Annotated in this window: 14 protein-coding genes and 1 pseudogene; 4 read left to right on the forward strand and 11 right to left on the reverse strand. The window is 60.3% G+C overall.

The annotated features are described in order from the left end of the window. Window positions 1-36: 36 nt before the first annotated feature. From NWP14_RS05200 to NWP14_RS05240, 9 genes and pseudogenes are all read right to left on the reverse strand, one after another. Window positions 37-906, reverse strand: coding sequence for a transporter substrate-binding domain-containing protein (locus NWP14_RS05200; protein WP_095097610.1), 870 nt, complete (start codon window positions 904-906; stop codon window positions 37-39). A gap of 20 nt (window positions 907-926) precedes the next feature. After that, window positions 927-1,706: an amino acid ABC transporter ATP-binding protein gene (locus NWP14_RS05205; protein ID WP_095097607.1), complete on the reverse strand. Its 780-nt coding sequence runs from the start codon at window positions 1,704-1,706 to the stop codon at window positions 927-929. Beyond that, a complete protein-coding gene (locus NWP14_RS05210; protein WP_095097604.1) occupies window positions 1,690-2,616 on the reverse strand; it encodes an amino acid ABC transporter permease in 927 nt (308 codons plus the stop codon). The genes NWP14_RS05205 and NWP14_RS05210 overlap by 17 nt, the downstream gene beginning before the upstream one ends. 9 nt (window positions 2,617-2,625) lie before the next feature. After that, window positions 2,626-3,135, reverse strand: coding sequence for a GNAT family N-acetyltransferase (locus NWP14_RS05215; RefSeq protein WP_095097601.1), 510 nt, complete (start codon window positions 3,133-3,135; stop codon window positions 2,626-2,628). Between the two features lie 10 nt (window positions 3,136-3,145). Beyond that, window positions 3,146-5,411: pseudogene (locus NWP14_RS05220) on the reverse strand (NtaA/DmoA family FMN-dependent monooxygenase). A gap of 31 nt (window positions 5,412-5,442) precedes the next feature. Beyond that, entirely contained in the window at window positions 5,443-6,564 is a 1,122-nt protein-coding gene (locus NWP14_RS05225; RefSeq protein ID WP_375214914.1) for a M20 peptidase aminoacylase family protein, read from the reverse strand. After that, window positions 6,561-7,562: an LLM class flavin-dependent oxidoreductase gene (locus NWP14_RS05230; protein ID WP_375214915.1), complete on the reverse strand. Its 1,002-nt coding sequence runs from the start codon at window positions 7,560-7,562 to the stop codon at window positions 6,561-6,563. The genes NWP14_RS05225 and NWP14_RS05230 overlap by 4 nt, the downstream gene beginning before the upstream one ends. A 105-nt stretch (window positions 7,563-7,667) precedes the next feature. Beyond that, the gene (locus NWP14_RS05235) at window positions 7,668-8,213 is read right to left on the reverse strand and encodes an adenylate kinase (RefSeq protein WP_375214916.1); all 546 of its coding nucleotides are present in this window, start codon (window positions 8,211-8,213) and stop codon (window positions 7,668-7,670) included. Between the two features lie 115 nt (window positions 8,214-8,328). Continuing rightward, window positions 8,329-8,727, reverse strand: a complete 399-nt coding sequence (locus tag NWP14_RS05240; protein WP_095097585.1) for a cupin domain-containing protein — start codon at window positions 8,725-8,727, stop codon at window positions 8,329-8,331. A 109-nt stretch (window positions 8,728-8,836) separates the two neighbouring features. Here NWP14_RS05240 and NWP14_RS05245 point away from each other — a divergent pair, with 109 nt between their 5' ends. Together NWP14_RS05245 and ansP are read left to right on the forward strand one after the other, a co-directional pair. Next, complete coding sequence (locus NWP14_RS05245) at window positions 8,837-9,724, forward strand: LysR family transcriptional regulator (RefSeq protein ID WP_095097582.1); 888 nt, start codon at window positions 8,837-8,839, stop codon at window positions 9,722-9,724. A gap of 189 nt (window positions 9,725-9,913) precedes the next feature. Continuing rightward, window positions 9,914-11,377 carry an L-asparagine permease gene (ansP, locus tag NWP14_RS05250; protein WP_095097579.1) on the forward strand — a complete coding sequence of 488 codons (1,464 nt, stop codon included), beginning with the start codon at window positions 9,914-9,916 and terminating at the stop codon, window positions 11,375-11,377. A gap of 58 nt (window positions 11,378-11,435) precedes the next feature. Here the strand turns inward: ansP and NWP14_RS05255 are convergent, their stop codons facing one another. Both NWP14_RS05255 and NWP14_RS05260 read right to left on the reverse strand, forming a co-directional pair. Further along, a complete protein-coding gene (locus NWP14_RS05255; protein ID WP_041145366.1) occupies window positions 11,436-11,657 on the reverse strand; it encodes a YgdI/YgdR family lipoprotein in 222 nt (73 codons plus the stop codon). 142 nt (window positions 11,658-11,799) lie between these two features. After that, a complete protein-coding gene (locus tag NWP14_RS05260; protein ID WP_331835281.1) occupies window positions 11,800-12,861 on the reverse strand; it encodes a YncE family protein in 1,062 nt (353 codons plus the stop codon). 260 nt (window positions 12,862-13,121) lie between these two features. Between NWP14_RS05260 and pqqU the strand changes: the two genes are divergently transcribed. Next, window positions 13,122-15,233 carry a TonB-dependent receptor PqqU gene (pqqU, locus tag NWP14_RS05265; protein WP_375214917.1) on the forward strand — a complete coding sequence of 704 codons (2,112 nt, stop codon included), beginning with the start codon at window positions 13,122-13,124 and terminating at the stop codon, window positions 15,231-15,233. 251 nt (window positions 15,234-15,484) lie between these two features. Beyond that, complete coding sequence (rihA, locus tag NWP14_RS05270; RefSeq protein ID WP_375214918.1) at window positions 15,485-16,420, forward strand: pyrimidine-specific ribonucleoside hydrolase RihA; 936 nt, start codon at window positions 15,485-15,487, stop codon at window positions 16,418-16,420. Window positions 16,421-16,468: the final 48 nt, after the last annotated feature.

Consider the following 16,468-nt stretch of genomic DNA (forward strand, 5'->3'; position numbering starts at 1 on the left):
CTGTTTCGCAACACACTCCTGCGAAACAGCGGCTTTTTAGTAGGCGATCCCCGGCGGATTGACCACCGACTGCGTCACCGCCTCCCCCTGTTCTCCCCAGCGCGCCAGCACCTGCTGATACTCGCCGCGGGCTATCGCCCCGTCGAGCGCCGCCTGCAGCGCGTAAACCAGGCCGCTGCCCTTTTTGGTGGTGGTGGCAACCCAGGCTTTTTTCGGTCCCAGGCCCACGACTTTGGTCGTGCCGGTCAGCGCCGCTTTATAGGCCGCCACCGACTGCGGGCCAAAGAACACATCGGCGCGTCCGGACTGAATATAGAGATTGCCGGAGGCGTCATCGGTCAGGTACACCGGCAGCGCCGGCTGGCGCCCCGCCGCTTCGTTCTCGGCGTTCCAGCCCAGCAGAATACGCTCCTGATTGGTGCCGGAACCGACGATCACCTTCCGTCCGGCAAGATCCGCCGCGCCGCTCACCCTGGCTATCGGGCTGGTGGATTTGACGGAAAAGGCCAGCGAATCGACGCGGTAGGTGGCGAAATCGAATTTCTGCTTGCGCTGTTCGGTCACCGCGATATTGACCAGCGCGACGTCATAACGCCCGGAGGTGATGCCCAGCGGCCAGTCCTCCCACGCCGTCGGCACCAGCCGGAGCTTGAGCCCAAGGCTGCCGGCCAGCAGGCGGGCGATATCCGGATCGCTGCCGATACGCGTGCGGTTATCGCTCGCCAGCAGCGCCAGCGGCGGTGAATTCAGCGCCGAGATAGCCACCGTCAGCGTCCCGGGTTCAACGAAGCGATAGTTCGCCGGGATCTGCGCAATCGCCTGCTTGTCCACCGTCACCGGCAGCGGCTGCTCGTTGGCCCGCAGGTCAATTTCCGCCTGCGCCCCCGCCGGGATAATGCCGATCATTAACGCCAAAAGTCCTTTTCTCATGCCGGAAGCACCTTCGATAAAAATTGCCGCGTACGCTGATGCTGCGGATGGTTAAGGACCTCATCGCTGCTGCCCTGTTCAATGATTTTGCCATCGACCATAAAGACCACCTGGTCGGCGACCTCGCGGGCAAAACCAATCTCATGCGTCACCACCACCAGCGTGGTGCCGGAACGCGCCAGCTTCTTGATAACGTCAAGTACTTCGCCCACCAGCTCCGGGTCCAGCGCCGAGGTCGGTTCGTCAAACAGAATAACCCTCGGCTTGAGGGCCAGCGCCCGCGCGATGGCAATGCGCTGCTGCTGACCGCCGGAAAGATGCCGCGACCAGGCGTCGGCTTTGTTGCGCAGCCCCACCACATCGAGCAGATCGTAGGCCTGCTCGATGGCCTCCTTGCGGCTGGCCCGCTTGTGGGCAATCGGCGCCTCAATCAGATTTTCCAGCACCGTCAGGTGCGGGAACAGGTTGAAGTTTTGAAATACGTAGCCGACGTTCACGCGCTGGCGGAGGATCTCTTTTTCCTTCAGTTCGTACAGCCTGTCGCCCTGGCGGCGATAGCCGATATAGTCGCCATCGATTTGGATAAAGCCTTCATCAACCCGCTCCAGATGGTTAATGGCGCGCAGCAGGGTGGATTTTCCCGATCCGGAAGGGCCGAGGATCACCGTTACCGTGCCGGGCGCGATCTCAAGAGAGACATCGTCCAGCGCCTTATGGCGACCAAAATATTTGCTGACGCCGGTAATCGAGATATGGCCGTTATGAGAGTTGGGCATGGACGGGCTCCTGCGGCTGCGATGAACGAGACGGTTCGGCAAGGCGGCTGCGGCGCGGGCTGTTCACCGCCGAGCGGCGCTCGCTGCGCGCCAGAGCGCGTTCGACCAGATATTGGATCAGCGACAGTACGCTGGTGATCGCCAGGTACCACACCGCCCCGACCATCAGCAGTGGGATCACTTCCTGGGTGCGGTTGTAAATCATCTGGATGGTGTAAAACAGCTCCGGCATCGCCAGGACGTAGACCATCGCCGTCCCTTTGGCGAGGCTGATAATTTCATTGAAGCCGGAGGGTAAAATGGTGCGCAGCGCCTGCGGCAGAATAATGCGCAGCGTACGCCGCCACGCCGGCAGGCCGAGCGCCGCCGCCGCTTCATACTGACCGTGATCGACGCCGAGGAAGCCACCGCGAATAATTTCAGCGGTGTAGGCGCTCTGCACCAGCGTCAGCCCGACCACCGCCGTGGAAAACTGCCCCAGCACGTTGATGGTTTGATAGCTGCCCCAGCTGATGCCGGTAAACGGAATGCCGAGCGACAGCGTGTCGTACAGATAGGAGAAGTTGTAGAGAATAATCAGGACCACGATCAGCGGCAGCGAGCGGAACAGCCAGATATATCCCCAGGAAAGGCTGCTCAGCAGCCATGAAGAGGAGAGCCGGGCCAGCGCCAGCAGGCCGCCGAAAATCACGCTCAGCACGGTGCCGAGCAGGGTCAGCAGCAGCGTTTGCCCGAGCCCTTCAAGGATGACCGGGTCAAAGAACCAGCGCGCAAAGACCGCCCACTCCCAGCGCGGGTTAAAGGCCACCGACTGCACGACGACGGCCAGTACCAGCAGCGCCAGCACCGCGCCGACGGCGCGTAGCGGATAGCGCGCCGGGATAACTTTTATCGTTTCTGATGTTTTCATCGTTGCTCCTCAGGCGCTCTGGCTTAGCGCGCTGACCGCCAGCGCTTTACTAAACCGCAGCCGTCCGTCATAGGGCGGCTGGCTGTACTCTTCCGGGTTGCGTTCGAGGTCGAACTGCGGCTCATAGCCCTGGCTTAGATAGAGCTTCACCGCCTCCGGCTGGCGAAAGCCGGTGGTCAGGTAGATATGGCTGTAGCCCGCCAGCACCGCCCGGCGCTCCAGCTCCTGCACCACCTTCCCCGCCAGCCCCTGCTGCCGCAGCGCGTGATGGGTCCAGATGCGTTTAATTTCGGCGGTATTGGCGTCCTTCGGCTTATAGGCGCCGGTGGCGATAATCTCCCCCTCGCGCTCGAGCACGATAAACAGCCCCTGCGGCGCCAGATACCATTCGGTTAGCTCAACTTCGGCATCGCGGGAAAAATAGTCGCCGTAGCGCGAAGCGTACTCGGCAAACAGGCCGTCAATGATCGGCTGCAGCTCAAGGGCTTCGGGTGAAACATCGCGGAATACGTCGCTCATACTGACTCCTTTAATCGCCCAGTCCGGCCGGGTTAATCTCTGACTGCGGAATGCTCTCGACGCCTTCCCCCCAGCGGTTAAGCACCCTGGCGTAATCGCCGCTGTGGATGACGCCGTTCAGCGCCGTCTGCACCGGGGTGACCAGGCCGCTGCCCTTTTTCACCGTGACGGCGATATGGGCCGCCTTCGGCCAGCCGCCGTCGACGCTGCCAACCAGTTTGGTTTTTCCGGTTAGCGCCGCTTTCCATGCGCCAATCACGTTGGGGCCAAAGAAGGCGTCGGCGCGGCCGGACTGGATCGCCAGGGTCTGAGCGGCGTCATCTTTGGTATAGACCGGGGTAAAAGGCTTCAGCCCCTTCTTCAGGTTTTCCGCGTTCCACGCCAGCAGAATGGCTTCCTGGTTGGTGCCGGAGCCGACGATAATGCGCAGGCCGGCAATGTCCTCCGCCTGGTCAATTTTACTCAGCGGGCTGCTGCTTTTGACGTAGAAACCCAGCGAATCCTTGCGGTAGGTGGCGAAATCAAACTTCTCTTTGCGCTCTTTGGTCACCGTAATATTGCTGATCGCGGCATCATATTTGCCGGAGACCACGCCGAGGGGCCAGTCTTCCCACGAGGTCGGGATCACGTTCAGCTGCAGGCCGAGGCTATCGGCCACCAGGCGGGCGATATCCACCTCGCTGCCGAGCAGGGTTTTGTTATCGTCAGAGAAGACGGTGAGCGGCGGCGAGTTCAGCGCCGCGACCGCGACGGTGAATTTTCCCGGCACCGCGAGGTGCAGATCCTTCGGTAACAGGGCAATAGCCTGCGGATTTTTTGCCGTATGAACCGGCGCCTTATTGGCTTCGAGGCTCACCCCGGTGCCGTTGATATTGACGTTCTGCGCCCATGACGAGGCGCTTGCGGCCAGCGCCAGCGCAAGGATGAGTGACTTTTTCTGCATAGCGGCTGTTCTCTTATTATTGTTGTTGGAATTGATTGACCGGCTCGGCCAGCCCTAAGCTTGCGCGCAGCGTGGTGCCGGGATACGCCTCGCGGAACAGCCCCCTCTGCTGCAGAACCGGCACGACCTGGTCAACAAAGCGCGGGAAAGCGTCCGGCGTGCCGCCCTGGATAATAAAACCGTCGGCGGCCCGCTGTTCAAACCACTCCTGCAGACCGTCGGCGACCTGCTGCGGCGTTCCGGAAAAGCGCGGACGCGGGCTGGCGGCTTCCAGCGCCACCTGGCGCAGGGTCAGGCCGCGCTCGCGGGCGTTGCGCTTAATCTCATCCGTGGTGCTGCGGAAGCTGTTTTGCCCGAGATCGCCAATATCCGGGAACGGCTCATCAAGCGGATACTGCGCAAAGTCGTGATGCTCGAAATAGCGTCCGAGGTAGTTAAGGGCATCCTCGATCGACACCAGCGCGGCGGTGGCCTGATACTGCTGCTCCACGTCTTCGGCGCTATCACCCACGATGACGCTGACGCCCTGGAAAATATGCAGCAAATCGTCCTGCCGACCGTACGCCGCGAGCTGGCCTTTAACATCGCGATAAAACGCCTGCGCCTCCTCAAGAGATTCCTGATGGGTAAAAATGGCGTCGGCATGGCTCGCCGCCAGCTTTTTACCATCATCAGAGGCGCCCGCCTGAAATATAATGGGGCGCCCCTGCGGGGTCCGGGCAATATTCAGCGGACCGGCAACCTTAAAAAAGTCGCCATGATGATCGAGGGTATGCAGTTTATTTTTATCAAAGAACTGGCCGCTGGCCTTATTGCGCACGAAGGCGTCCTCTTCCCATGAATCCCACAGGCCTTTGACCACCTTTAAATATTCATCCGCGATGCGATAGCGCAGCGCATGGTCGGGGTGCTGAGCGCGGGAGAAGTTTTTTGCCGAGCCCTCCAGCGGCGAGGTGACGACGTTCCAGCCGGCCCGGCCCTGGCTGAGATGATCGAGGCTGGCGAACTGGCGCGCGGTGGTAAAAGGCTCGCTGTAGGAGGTTGAGAGCGTGCCAACCAGGCCCAGGTTGCGGGTCACCGCCGCCAGCGTTGAGAGCACCGTCAGCGGCTCAAAGCGGTTTAAAAAATGCGGAATTGATTTTTCATTAATATACAGGCCATCGGCGACAAATATAAAGTCGAGCTTACCCTCTTCCGCTTTTAACGCCGTTTGTTTAACAAATTCAAAATTAATACTGGCATCCGCCTGCGCTAGCGGGTGACGCCAGGCGGACATATTCCCCGAGGCGCCGTGTAATATCGTGCCAAGCCGCAGCTGTCGTTTTTCAGACATAGTTCACCCTTCCCTTGCCGATAATTAAAATTTAAATTTGTTGTAAAGCTCGTTCCGCCAGGGTCGCAAAATAGCGCGCCGCCGGGGCGATTAAATTCTCATCCGGATTAAAGCCGGGATGGTGGAGACCGAATTCGCTGGCGCTGCCAATGCTGACAAACGCGCCGGGAATATGCTGCAGGTAGACGGCAAAATCTTCGCCGCCCATATGCAGGTCCGCGTGATGAGTACGATAGCCGACGTGGTCGGCAACGTCGCTGGCAAACGCCGCCCAGCGCTCATCGTTGACCAATGCCGTCGGCCCGGAGTACCAGAAAACGTCGATCTGCACGCCGAAGGCGCTGGCAAAACCGGCGGCGATTTCGCTCACCCGCGCCTTCACCCGCTGCTGCACTTCGCTGCGGTGGGTGCGCAATGTTCCCTCCAGCTCCACGCTCTCCGGCAGAACGTTCCAGGTGTTGCCGCCCTGGATGCGCGTCACGCTCAGCACCACCGAATCGAGGGTGTTAACCTCCCGGCTGGCGACGCTCTGCAGCAGGGTAACCAGCTGGCTGGCGAGCAGAATGGCGTCTTTGCCTTCGTGGGGCCGCGCGGCGTGCGCGCCTTTGCCGGTGACCTTAAAAACGAAGCGATCGACGTTGGCATAAAAGGCGCCGCCGCGGGTCGCGAATTCCCCCACCGGCAGCCCCGGTTCATTATGCATCCCGAAAATGGCCGTCACCCCTTCCAGAGCGCCGGCGCGGATCAGCGTTTTGGCGCCGCCAAAATTCTCTTCCGCCGGCTGGAACAGGATCCGCACCCGACCCGGCAGCTGCGCTTCGCGATCTTTGAGCAGCAGCGCTGCGCCCAGCATCACGCTGGTGTGGATGTCGTGGCCGCAGGCGTGCATCACGCCTTCGTTTTGCGAGCGATAGGACAGCCCGGTCGCTTCTTCAATCGGCAGCGCATCAATATCCGCCCGCAGGGCAATCACCTTATCACCGCTGCCTACCTCCACAACCAGGCCGGTTTTCAGATCGTAGGGCAGCGGACGCAGGCCGCCGCTTTGCAGCCAGTCGCGGATACGCGCGGTGGTGGCCACCTCCTGCAGGGAGAGCTCCGGGTACTGGTGCAGCTCGCGCCGCCAGCGGATCAGCTGTTCAGCAAAGCTCATAGCAGCACCTCCGCACCCTGATGGGCCTGAGCCAGCAGGCGCAATGAATTCAGCCGGGCCTCTCCCTCGGCGACCGGGGTGTCGATAATAAATTCGTCGATTCCCCACTCCGCGTGCAGCTCGTCCAGCTGCGCTTTTACCTCATCGGCGGTACCGGCCAGCAGCGACGATTCGCGGCGGGCGATACGCGTCGGCGCGCTGCCCGCCTGGCGGGCAAAGGCGATGCCCTGGGCCTCGCTGCCGACGGTCACCCGCTGGCCGTTTTCCAGCTCGACGCCCCAGATCTCAACCTGTTTCGCCAGTTCGCTCGCCGCTGCGCTATCCTCGGCGACGATCGCCTGGACGGCGATAATGGCATCCCGGCGGCTCAGCGCCCGCCAGCGGGTCAGCACCTCGCGAAGCAGCGCTTTATCGCCGTTAAGGTGGGCGGCAAAAACAAAGTTCCAGTCCAGCTGGGCGGCGAGCCGGGCGCTCTCAAGGCTGGCGCCGAGCAGGAAACCGTCCGCCCGCCGCGGCGGGATCGGCGTTGCCCGCACGCTCTCTTTTCCTTCAGCATCGGTAAGCGACAGCCAGTTATCAAGCTGCGCCAGCTGGTCGGCAAAGGTGCCTTTATCTTCCTGATTCAGCCCCTGCTGCAGCGCGCGGGTAGAGAGCGGCAGGCCGCCGGGAGCTTTCCCGACGCCAAGATCCACCCGGCCCGGCGCAATAGAGGCCAGCAGGTTGAAGTTTTCTGCAACTTTATAGGGGCTGTAGTGCTGGAGCATCACCCCGCCGGACCCGACGCGAATCTGCCGGGTCTGGCCGAGGATCCAGGCGATTGCCAGCTCCGGCGACGGGCTGGCTAATTGATCGGTATTATGGTGTTCGGCGATCCAGAATCGATGATATCCCCAGGCCTCCGCCTGTTGCGCAAGGGTTAAAGTTCGGTTCAGAGCCTGAGCGGCCGTTTCCCCAGCCGCAAGCGGACTTTTATCCAGAATACTGATTCGATAAGACATTTCGCAGACTCGTATTAACTAACATGTCTGCATTATTAGAATCTGGGGCGGCGGCTGAGAAACAATTTATTTACATGTACTCTGCCGGAAAATAGATATACAGGCTTAATGCTGAGCAGGCTGCGGGGTCAGCTGGCGGATAAAATCCTCCGTCTGCCGCGGGTTGCGCAGGCGCACAAAGCGAATGTGCCGATACGCCGGGTCGCTCATATCAGACTGATAACGCTGGCGATTTTGTTTCCAGGTTTTGATGGTCCACCAGATAATGGATTCGCGGCTAAAAAAGGAGCGACGGAAGCTCTCACGGTTGCCGGTCCCCGGCCACAGCTCCTGATGGCGGCTGGCGCGGAAGACCGCCCGGCAGACGGCTTGCCTCAGCGTCCGGCAGAAACCGTAGTCCAGCCAGACCACCAGATCGACCTCGCGCCACTTGACCGGGCGACTGCGGTTGTAATTGCCGTCCAGCACCCAGCCGGGGGAGTCGGTGGCGGCGGCGATCTTTACGAAGAACTCATCGTCCGGCGTTCCCTGCCACTGCGCCAGCCAGTAGAGCCGGTCCATTTCGATACAGGGAAGCGCCAGCTGGCGGGCAAGCCGCCGGGCGAGGGTCGATTTGCCGACGCCGCTGGTCCCTACTACGTTGATTTTCATCGTCTGCGCTCAGCCATGTCTTGGTGTGGGGCTGAGAATAATAGCCGACAAACGGCCGCGCCGGGTGAGGAAAATAGCGGCGCGGCGCATGGACTGAACGGCGATAAGTGCCGTTTTAGCAACCCTGATACTGCTCGTCGCTGACGTGCTCCTGCCAGGTGACCGCGCTGCCGTTTTCCGCTTCGGCGATGGCAATATGCACCAGCGCGTTAGTGCTGCTGGCGCCGTGCCAGTGCTTCACACCCGGCGGGATCCACGCGATATCCCCCGGGTTCAGCGCCTGCGGCTCTTTACCCCACTCCTGCAGCCAGCCGCGTCCCTGGACAACGATCAGCGTCTGACCCAACGGATGCGTATGCCAGGCGGTGCGCGCGCCGGGCTCGAAGGTCACCGTCGCGCCGCCCACTTTCGCCGGCTCGGTGGCCTGAAAAGGCGCGTCGATGCGCACGTCGCCGGTAAACCAGTCCGCGGGGCCTTTTCTTGATGGCTGTGAACCGCTGTGGCTAATATTCATGCTGCTCTCCTCTTATGTGTTGCACTAAAGATAGCGCAAGCGCGGGGCCGCGATTAGACTGCAAAATAAGAAAGGAACCATGAGCCAAATTCATTAATCCGGAAAAACGATGCTTAAAGACAATATTAACGACCTGCTGTCGTTTATGGTGGTGGCCCGCGAGCGCAGCTTTACCCGCGCCGCCGCCCAGCTTGGCGTTTCTCAGTCGGCGCTGAGCCACGCCATGCGGAATCTGGAGGCCCGGCTCGACGTTCGCCTGCTGACCCGCACCACCCGCAGCGTCGCGCCTACCGAGGCGGGAGAGAGGCTGCTTCAGCGCCTCGGCCCGCATCTGCAGGAAATTGAGCAGGAGCTCAGCGCGCTGCGCGACACCCGCGAGCATCCGGCCGGCAATATCCGCCTGACCGCGGGCGAGCACGCGGTCAGCGCCGTGCTCTGGCCGACGTTGAAACCCTTTATGCGGCAATATCCCGACATTAATATCGAAATTACCGTTGATAATGGCCTGACTGATATCGTCGATGGACGCTTTGATGCCGGGATCCGTCTCGGCGAACAGGTTGCCAAGGATATGATTGCGGTACGGATCGCCCCCGATATGCGCATGGCCGTCGTCGGTTCGGCGGACTACCTCGCGCGCTTCGGCACGCCGCAAACCCCCTATGAGCTCGAACGGCACCGCTGCATTAATATGCGTTTACCGACCCTCGGCGGCATTTATGCCTGGGAGTTTGAGCAGGAGGGGCGAGAAGTGCGGGTACGCGTTGACGGACAAATCACTCTTAACAGCCTGCCTCAGCGCATAGATGCCGCCGAATCCGGCCTCGGGCTGGCCTATGTCCCGGAGGATTCCGTCGCCGAGGCGATCGCCGACGGACGGCTGATAAGGCTTCTTGAGGCGTGGACCCCCTCCTTCACCGGCTACCATCTTTATTACCCCAGCCGTCGCCAGCACCCCGCCGCCTTTTCTCTGCTCGTGGACGCGCTGCGGCGTTGAACCCATTGATATATAAGCAAGTGCGGTGCAAACATGTTTTACGTGCGTCACTATCACGTTGCGTGTAGGATGCTGCGCCATGCTCTGCTTATCTCCTACGTCAGAATGATGAGAAAGCCAGCATAACGTGCTGCCAATCGGCGGTGCGAGGAACCACTCATGGACATTGACAGGAAAATGGGTACATCAATGAATACAAAACACAACGCCGCGGCCGAACATCAGGCCGCAAAACGTCACTGGCTCAACTCGCAGGAATCGGGTTATCACAAGGCAATGGGCAACCGTCAGGTCCAGATGATCGCCATCGGCGGCGCGATTGGTACCGGTCTGTTCCTCGGCGCCGGCGCGCGCCTGCAGATGGCGGGACCCGCGCTGGCCCTGGTTTACCTGGTCTGCGGCCTGTTCTCGTTCTTTATCCTCCGCGCGCTGGGCGAACTGGTGCTGCACCGGCCCTCCAGCGGCAGCTTCGTCTCCTACGCGCGCGAATTCCTCGGTGAAAAAGCGGCCTACGTTGCCGGCTGGATGTACTTTATCAACTGGGCGATGACCGGCATTGTCGATATCACCGCCGTGGCGCTGTATATGCACTACTGGGGCGCATTCGGCGACGTTCCGCAGTGGGTGTTCGCCCTCGGCGCGCTGGCGATCGTCGGCACCATGAATATGATCGGCGTGAAGTGGTTTGCCGAAATGGAGTTCTGGTTTGCCTTAGTCAAAGTGCTGGCGATTGTGGCATTCCTCGTGGTCGGGACCATTTTTCTCGGCAGCGGAAAACCGCTGGACGGCAACGCCACCGGCTTCCACCTGATTACCGATAACGGCGGCCTGTTTCCGCACGGCCTGATGCCGGCGCTGGTGCTGGTGCAGGGGGTGGTGTTCGCCTTCGCCTCCATCGAACTGGTCGGCACCGCCGCAGGGGAGTGTAAAGAGCCGCAGACTATGGTGCCGCGCGCAATCAACAGCGTGATCTGGCGTATCGGCCTGTTCTACGTCGGCTCCGTGCTGCTGCTGGTGCTGCTGCTGCCGTGGAATGCCTATCAGGCGGGGCAAAGCCCGTTCGTCACCTTCTTCTCCAAACTCGGCGTGCCGTACATTGGCAGCGTGATGAATATCGTGGTCTTAACCGCGGCGCTCTCCAGCCTGAACTCGGGCCTCTACTGCACCGGGCGCATTCTGCGTTCGATGTCGATGGGCGGTTCCGCACCGCAGTTTATGTCGAAGATGAGCCGCCATCAGGTGCCTTACGCCGGGATTCTGGCGACGCTGGCGGTATACGTCATCGGCGTATTCCTCAACTATCTGGTGCCGTCGCAGGTCTTTGAGATCGTCCTCAACGTGGCTTCGCTGGGGATTATTGCGTCGTGGGGCTTTATCGTGGTTTGCCAGATGCGGCTGCGTAAAGCGATTAAGGAAGGAAGAGCGGCGGACGTAAGCTTCAAAATGCCGGGCGCGCCGTTTACCTCCTGGCTGACCCTGCTGTTCCTGCTCAGCGTGCTGGTGCTGATGGCCTTCGATTATCCGAACGGCACCTACACCATTGGTTCAATTCCGCTGATTGCGGTGCTGCTGGTCGCCGGCTGGTTTGGCGTTCGCCGTCGCGTTGAGGCGATTCATCGCACCGCGCCGGGTGCTCAGACGGCGCAAAAATAGCGCTACTGCGGTTTGGCCGAAGCCGGTCAAACCGCATTTTTCAACTACCGGCCCGATCTTAGTTATCTTTAACCAGCTGCGAAACGTCACTGCTGTTAATTTGACGCTGGTTGCCCGACTCGTCGGTATAGCTGGTCATGCCGGTGTCTTTATCCAGCTGTGGCTTGCCGTGGGTCACAATGGTCTGCCCACTTTTCGTTGTCATCACATAGTTTGACGTACAGCCCGCCAGTAAAGCCAGCATCGCGCCGGCGCACAGAACCATAAATGGCTTATTCATATCGTCTCCAGAATGATTACCCATCTCCCGCAGCAGGCGGGAAAGCGCTGATTGTAAAGCCATTAGATTAATACGGCTAACAGGTGTTTGTAACAGAGGGTGATTCAGGCGAGCAGGAGGGGTCTCCCCCTCCTGTAAATCTTTACAGCGCGATGCGGATAACGTCATCCGGCTGAGTGGCTTCTTTCTGACGGGTTGATTCCTGCTTCACGCTGACGTACAGCGTTTTACCGTCGGCGGAGAGCGCCAGGCTGTTAGGATAGGTTGGCGTTTTGATGGTTTTAACAACCTTGTAGGTTTTGCCATCGATCACGCTGACTTCACCGGCCTTACGATGCGTCACGTAGGCTTCATTGCGGGTCGGGTTGAACAGCACCGCCAGCGATTCCGGGGCGGCGATTTTCTGCAGCACTTTGCCGTCGCGCAGATCGACCACCAGCACTTCCGGCTGTTTGCTGTCGGTGATGAAGGCGCGATGGCCTGCGGTATCGAGGCTCAGGTTCAGATAGAAGTGCTCTTTACCGTCATCCTGCAGCTTTTTACGGCTCAGAATCTTGTTGCTGTCGCTGTCGATAGTCAGCAGTTCTCCATCGGCGTTGGTGGTGTAGATGCGCTTCGCGTCAGCATCAACCGCCAGCCCGGTAGCCATAGCGCCGGTATTGGTAATGGTCTCTTTCAGGGTCAGTTTTTCGCCATCAACTACCCAGATAACGCTCTCTTTACCCAGGCCGGTAATATAAATGGTATTGGTCTTCTCATTCACCGCCAGCTCGCGCGGCGCCAGCGGACGCACGGTTTCGCTGCGCTTGCGGTCGTCAAGCACCAGACGGCCTTTTACCGCGCCGGTTTTGGCATCAATCGCGGTGACGGTGCTGTCGGTCGTGTTGCCAAACCACAGCGTCTGGGTGGCGTTGTTGATCGTCGCGCCGAACGGCTTCAGGTCGTTATGGATAACCTGAGTCACCTCCAGCGTCGTCGGGTCGAGGCGATAGACGATCCCGCCTTTATCCAGCGAACGACTTTGCGAAGTCGCGACCCATAGCGCATTTTCCTGCTGGCTATAAGCCATCTCGTATGCGCCCTTTCCAACCGCCTTGCGCAGCATTTCTTCCGCCGCGTGAGCGCTGAAGCTCCCCGCCAGCAGCAGTGAAGTTAACAACAGTGAACGGCGCAGACGCGGCGTGGACAGATGACGTAATGACATGACGACTCCCTTTGATAAAACAAATATGTGCCTGCTCGACAGTGCTTCCGTGGCGTAAAGTCATGGCTTTACGCTATTTTATAAATGAGAATAGTAATCATTATTTAACGTAAAGTGGAGCGTTAATTGCGCTTGCTGACTAAAAAAATAGCCAATACATGCCATTATTTAACTAAACTTCCGTTAATAATTTTCAAAAAATTACAAAAGAGTTAACATATGGAGATATGTTCCGTTTGGTTCGTTTTGCGAGTGTTTCCATGAAAATCCTTTCCGTGCGCACGGTTGCGCTTCCCGCCCTCCTCTTCCCGCTGGTCGCTATGGCTCAGTCCAGCCCTGAAGGCGAGCAGACGATGGTCGTTACCGCTTCCCCGACGACGGTCTCCGAACTCGATACTCCCGCCGCCGTCAGCGTGGTCAACGGCGACGAAATGCGCCAGGCCGCGCCGCGGGTCAACCTTTCCGAGTCGCTGGGTGCGGTGCCCGGCCTGCAGGTGCAAAACCGGCAGAACTACGCTCAGGACCTGCAGCTCTCGATTCGCGGCTTCGGCTCTCGCTCCACCTACGGCGTGCGCGGGCTGCGGATCTACGTTGACGGCATTCCGGCCACCATGCCCGACGGCCAGGGGCAAACCTCCAATATCGATATCGGCAGCGTAGACTCGCTGGAGGTTCTGCGCGGGCCCTTCTCCGCGCTGTACGGCAACTCCTCCGGCGGGGTGATTAACGTCACCAGCCAGAGCGGCAGCCAGCCGCCGACCATCGAAGCCAGCAGCTATTACGGCAGCTTCGGTACCTGGCACTACGGCATGAAGGCCACCGGCGCCGTCGGCGACGGTACCCACGCCGGGGACGTCGATTACACCGTCTCGACCAACCGCTTCACCACCCACGGCTATCGCGACCACAGCGGGGCGCGGAAAAACCTCGCCAACGCGAAGCTCGGCGTGCGCATCAACGACGTCAGTAAGCTGACGCTGCTGTTCAACAGCGTGGATATCAAAGCCAACGATGCCGGCGGCCTGAGCTACGATGAGTGGCAAAATAACCCGCGCCAGTCGCCGCGCGGCGATCAGTACAACACCCGCAAATCGACCAAGCAGACCCAGGCCGGTTTACGCTACGAGCGCCAGCTGAGCGAGCGCGACGACCTGAGCGTGATGATGTACGCCGGCGAGCGTGAAACCACGCAGTATCAGTCGATTCCGCGCGCGCCGCAGCTTAACCCGAGCCACGCGGGGGGCGTGATTGACCTCACCCGCCACTATCAGGGCATCGATACCCGCTGGACCCACCGCGGCGAGCTGCTGGTGCCGGTGACCTTTACCACCGGGCTTGATTACGAAACCATGAGCGAGCGCCGCAAAGGGTTTGAAAACTTCGTCATGGTCAACGGCGCGCCGCAGTACGGCGAAGAGGGCAACCTGCGCCGTAATGAACGTAACCTGATGTGGAATATCGACCCTTACCTGCAGACCCAGTGGCAGCTGACGGAGAAGCTCACCCTCGATGCCGGGGTGCGCTACAGCTCGGTGTGGTTCGATTCAAACGATTACTACATTACTCCGGGCAACGGGGATGACAGCGGCGACGCCAGCTACCACAAATGGCTGCCGGCGGGTTCACTGAAGTATGCGCTGACCGATGCGTGGAACGTCTACGCTTCCGCGGGCCGTGGTTTTGAAACGCCGACCATCAACGAGCTCTCCTATCGCTCCGGCAACCAGGGCGGCCTGAACTTTGGCCTGCAGCCCTCAACCAACGAGACGTTTGAAATCGGCAGCAAAACGCGGATCGGCAACGGCCTGTTCACCGCCGCCCTGTTCCAGACCAATACCAATAACGAGATTGTCGTTGACGCCAGCAGCGGCGGACGCACCAGCTATAAAAACGCCGGCAAAACCCGCCGTCAGGGGATGGAGCTGGGGCTGGATCAGCAGTTCGCTGAAAACTGGCGCCTGAAGGCGGCCTGGACCTGGCTGGACACCACCTACCGGACCAACGTCTGCGATGACGCCAGCTGCAACGGCAACCGCATCCCGGGGATCGCCCGCAATATGGGCTACGCCTCGTTCGGCTATCAGCCGGATCGCGGCTGGTACGCGGGCAGCGATATCCGCTATATGAGCAATATCATGGCTAACGATGAGAACACCGCTAAGGCGCCGTCGTGGACGGTGGTCGGGCTCACCAGCGGCTATAAGTGGAGCTACGGCAACATGGATATGGACGTTTTCGGCCGTATCGACAACCTGTTTGACCGCAGCTACGCGGGCTCGGTGATCGTCAACGAGTCCAACGGCCGCTACTACGAGCCGGCGCCGGGACGTAACTACGGCGTTGGCCTCAACCTCGCCTGGCGATTTGAGTAACACGCCGCAGCCGCCGCCCGGGGAGTCCGCCGGGCGGCGGCGTTAATGTCCCCATTCCGGCCACGGCCTCATCGTCCTGCGTCGCCCAGGCAAGCGCGGACCGGGCGGGAAACCCGCCCGCAGTCGGGAAAATATTCTTCCCTCCTGCCTTCATAATGCGGCGTGCATCACGGTTTGTTTTATCCTCTCTCGTCTGTTGTGCTCCCTGGCGTTACCCTTATCACAAATATCGCCCATAAAAAGGAGCCGCTATGGCACTGCCAATCATCCTTGATTGCGACCCGGGTCATGATGACGCCATCGCTATCGTTCTCGCCCTCGCCTCACCTGAACTTGACGTCAAAGCCATCACCTCCTCCGCCGGCAACCAGACGCCGGAGAAAACCCTGCGTAACGTGCTGCGCATGCTGACGCTGCTGCAACGCCAGGATATTCCGGTGGCCGGCGGCGCGCGTAAGCCGCTGATGCGGGAGCTGATCATCGCTGACAACGTTCACGGCGAAAGCGGGCTCGACGGCCCGGCGCTGCCGGAGCCTGATTTTGCCCCGCAGAACTGTACCGCCGTCGAGCTGATGGCGAAAACGCTGCGCGAAAGCCCGCAGCCGGTGACGATTATCGCCACCGGCCCGCAAACCAACGTCGCCCTGCTGTTGAACGGCCACCCGGAACTGCACGACAAGATCGCGCGCATCGTGATGATGGGCGGCGCAATGGTGCTCGGCAACTGGCAGCCCGCCGCCGAGTTTAATATCTACGTCGACCCGGAAGCGGCGGAGATCGTCTTCCAGTCGGGTATTCCGGTGGTGATGGCCGGGCTGGACGTCACGCATCGGGCGCAGATTCATGATATGGATATCGAACGTTTCCGCCGGGTCGGCAACCCGGTCGCCACCATCGTTGCCGAGCTGCTCGACTTCTTTATGGAGTATCACAAGGATGCTAAATGGGGATTCACCGGCGCCCCGCTGCATGACCCCTGCACCATCGCCTGGCTGCTGAAGCCGGAGCTGTTCACCTGCGCTGAGCGCTGGGTAGGCGTGGAAACCCAGGGGAAATACACCCAGGGCATGACGGTGGTTGATTATTACTTCCTGACCGGCAAGCAGCCGAATACCACGGTGTTGCTGGATGTCGACCGGGAGGGTTTTGTCGACCTGCTAGCCGAGCGGCTGGCGTTTTATGGCTGAATTTAAAAATCGGAGGAATGGACTGACAATACAACTCGTAAGCGGCTG

It is taken from the genome of Klebsiella sp. C349492, assembly GCF_042055345.1.
Classification (GTDB): Bacteria; Pseudomonadota; Gammaproteobacteria; order Enterobacterales; family Enterobacteriaceae; genus Klebsiella; species Klebsiella scottii.

Coding starts and splice junctions, on each gene's coding strand:
- NWP14_RS05230 (WP_375214915.1), bottom strand. CDS start 7,562: ATGTCTTATCGAATCAGTATTCTGGATAAAAGTCCGCTTGCGGCTGGG.
- ansP (WP_095097579.1), top strand. CDS start 9,914: ATGAATACAAAACACAACGCCGCGGCCGAACATCAGGCCGCAAAACGT.
- NWP14_RS05215 (WP_095097601.1), bottom strand. CDS start 3,135: ATGAGCGACGTATTCCGCGATGTTTCACCCGAAGCCCTTGAGCTGCAG.
- NWP14_RS05235 (WP_375214916.1), bottom strand. CDS start 8,213: ATGAAAATCAACGTAGTAGGGACCAGCGGCGTCGGCAAATCGACCCTC.
- rihA (WP_375214918.1), top strand. CDS start 15,485: ATGGCACTGCCAATCATCCTTGATTGCGACCCGGGTCATGATGACGCC.
- NWP14_RS05260 (WP_331835281.1), bottom strand. CDS start 12,861: ATGTCATTACGTCATCTGTCCACGCCGCGTCTGCGCCGTTCACTGTTG.
- NWP14_RS05205 (WP_095097607.1), bottom strand. CDS start 1,706: ATGCCCAACTCTCATAACGGCCATATCTCGATTACCGGCGTCAGCAAA.
- NWP14_RS05255 (WP_041145366.1), bottom strand. CDS start 11,657: ATGAATAAGCCATTTATGGTTCTGTGCGCCGGCGCGATGCTGGCTTTA.
- NWP14_RS05245 (WP_095097582.1), top strand. CDS start 8,837: ATGCTTAAAGACAATATTAACGACCTGCTGTCGTTTATGGTGGTGGCC.
- pqqU (WP_375214917.1), top strand. CDS start 13,122: ATGAAAATCCTTTCCGTGCGCACGGTTGCGCTTCCCGCCCTCCTCTTC.
- NWP14_RS05240 (WP_095097585.1), bottom strand. CDS start 8,727: ATGAATATTAGCCACAGCGGTTCACAGCCATCAAGAAAAGGCCCCGCG.
- NWP14_RS05225 (WP_375214914.1), bottom strand. CDS start 6,564: ATGAGCTTTGCTGAACAGCTGATCCGCTGGCGGCGCGAGCTGCACCAG.
- NWP14_RS05200 (WP_095097610.1), bottom strand. CDS start 906: ATGATCGGCATTATCCCGGCGGGGGCGCAGGCGGAAATTGACCTGCGG.
- NWP14_RS05210 (WP_095097604.1), bottom strand. CDS start 2,616: ATGAAAACATCAGAAACGATAAAAGTTATCCCGGCGCGCTATCCGCTA.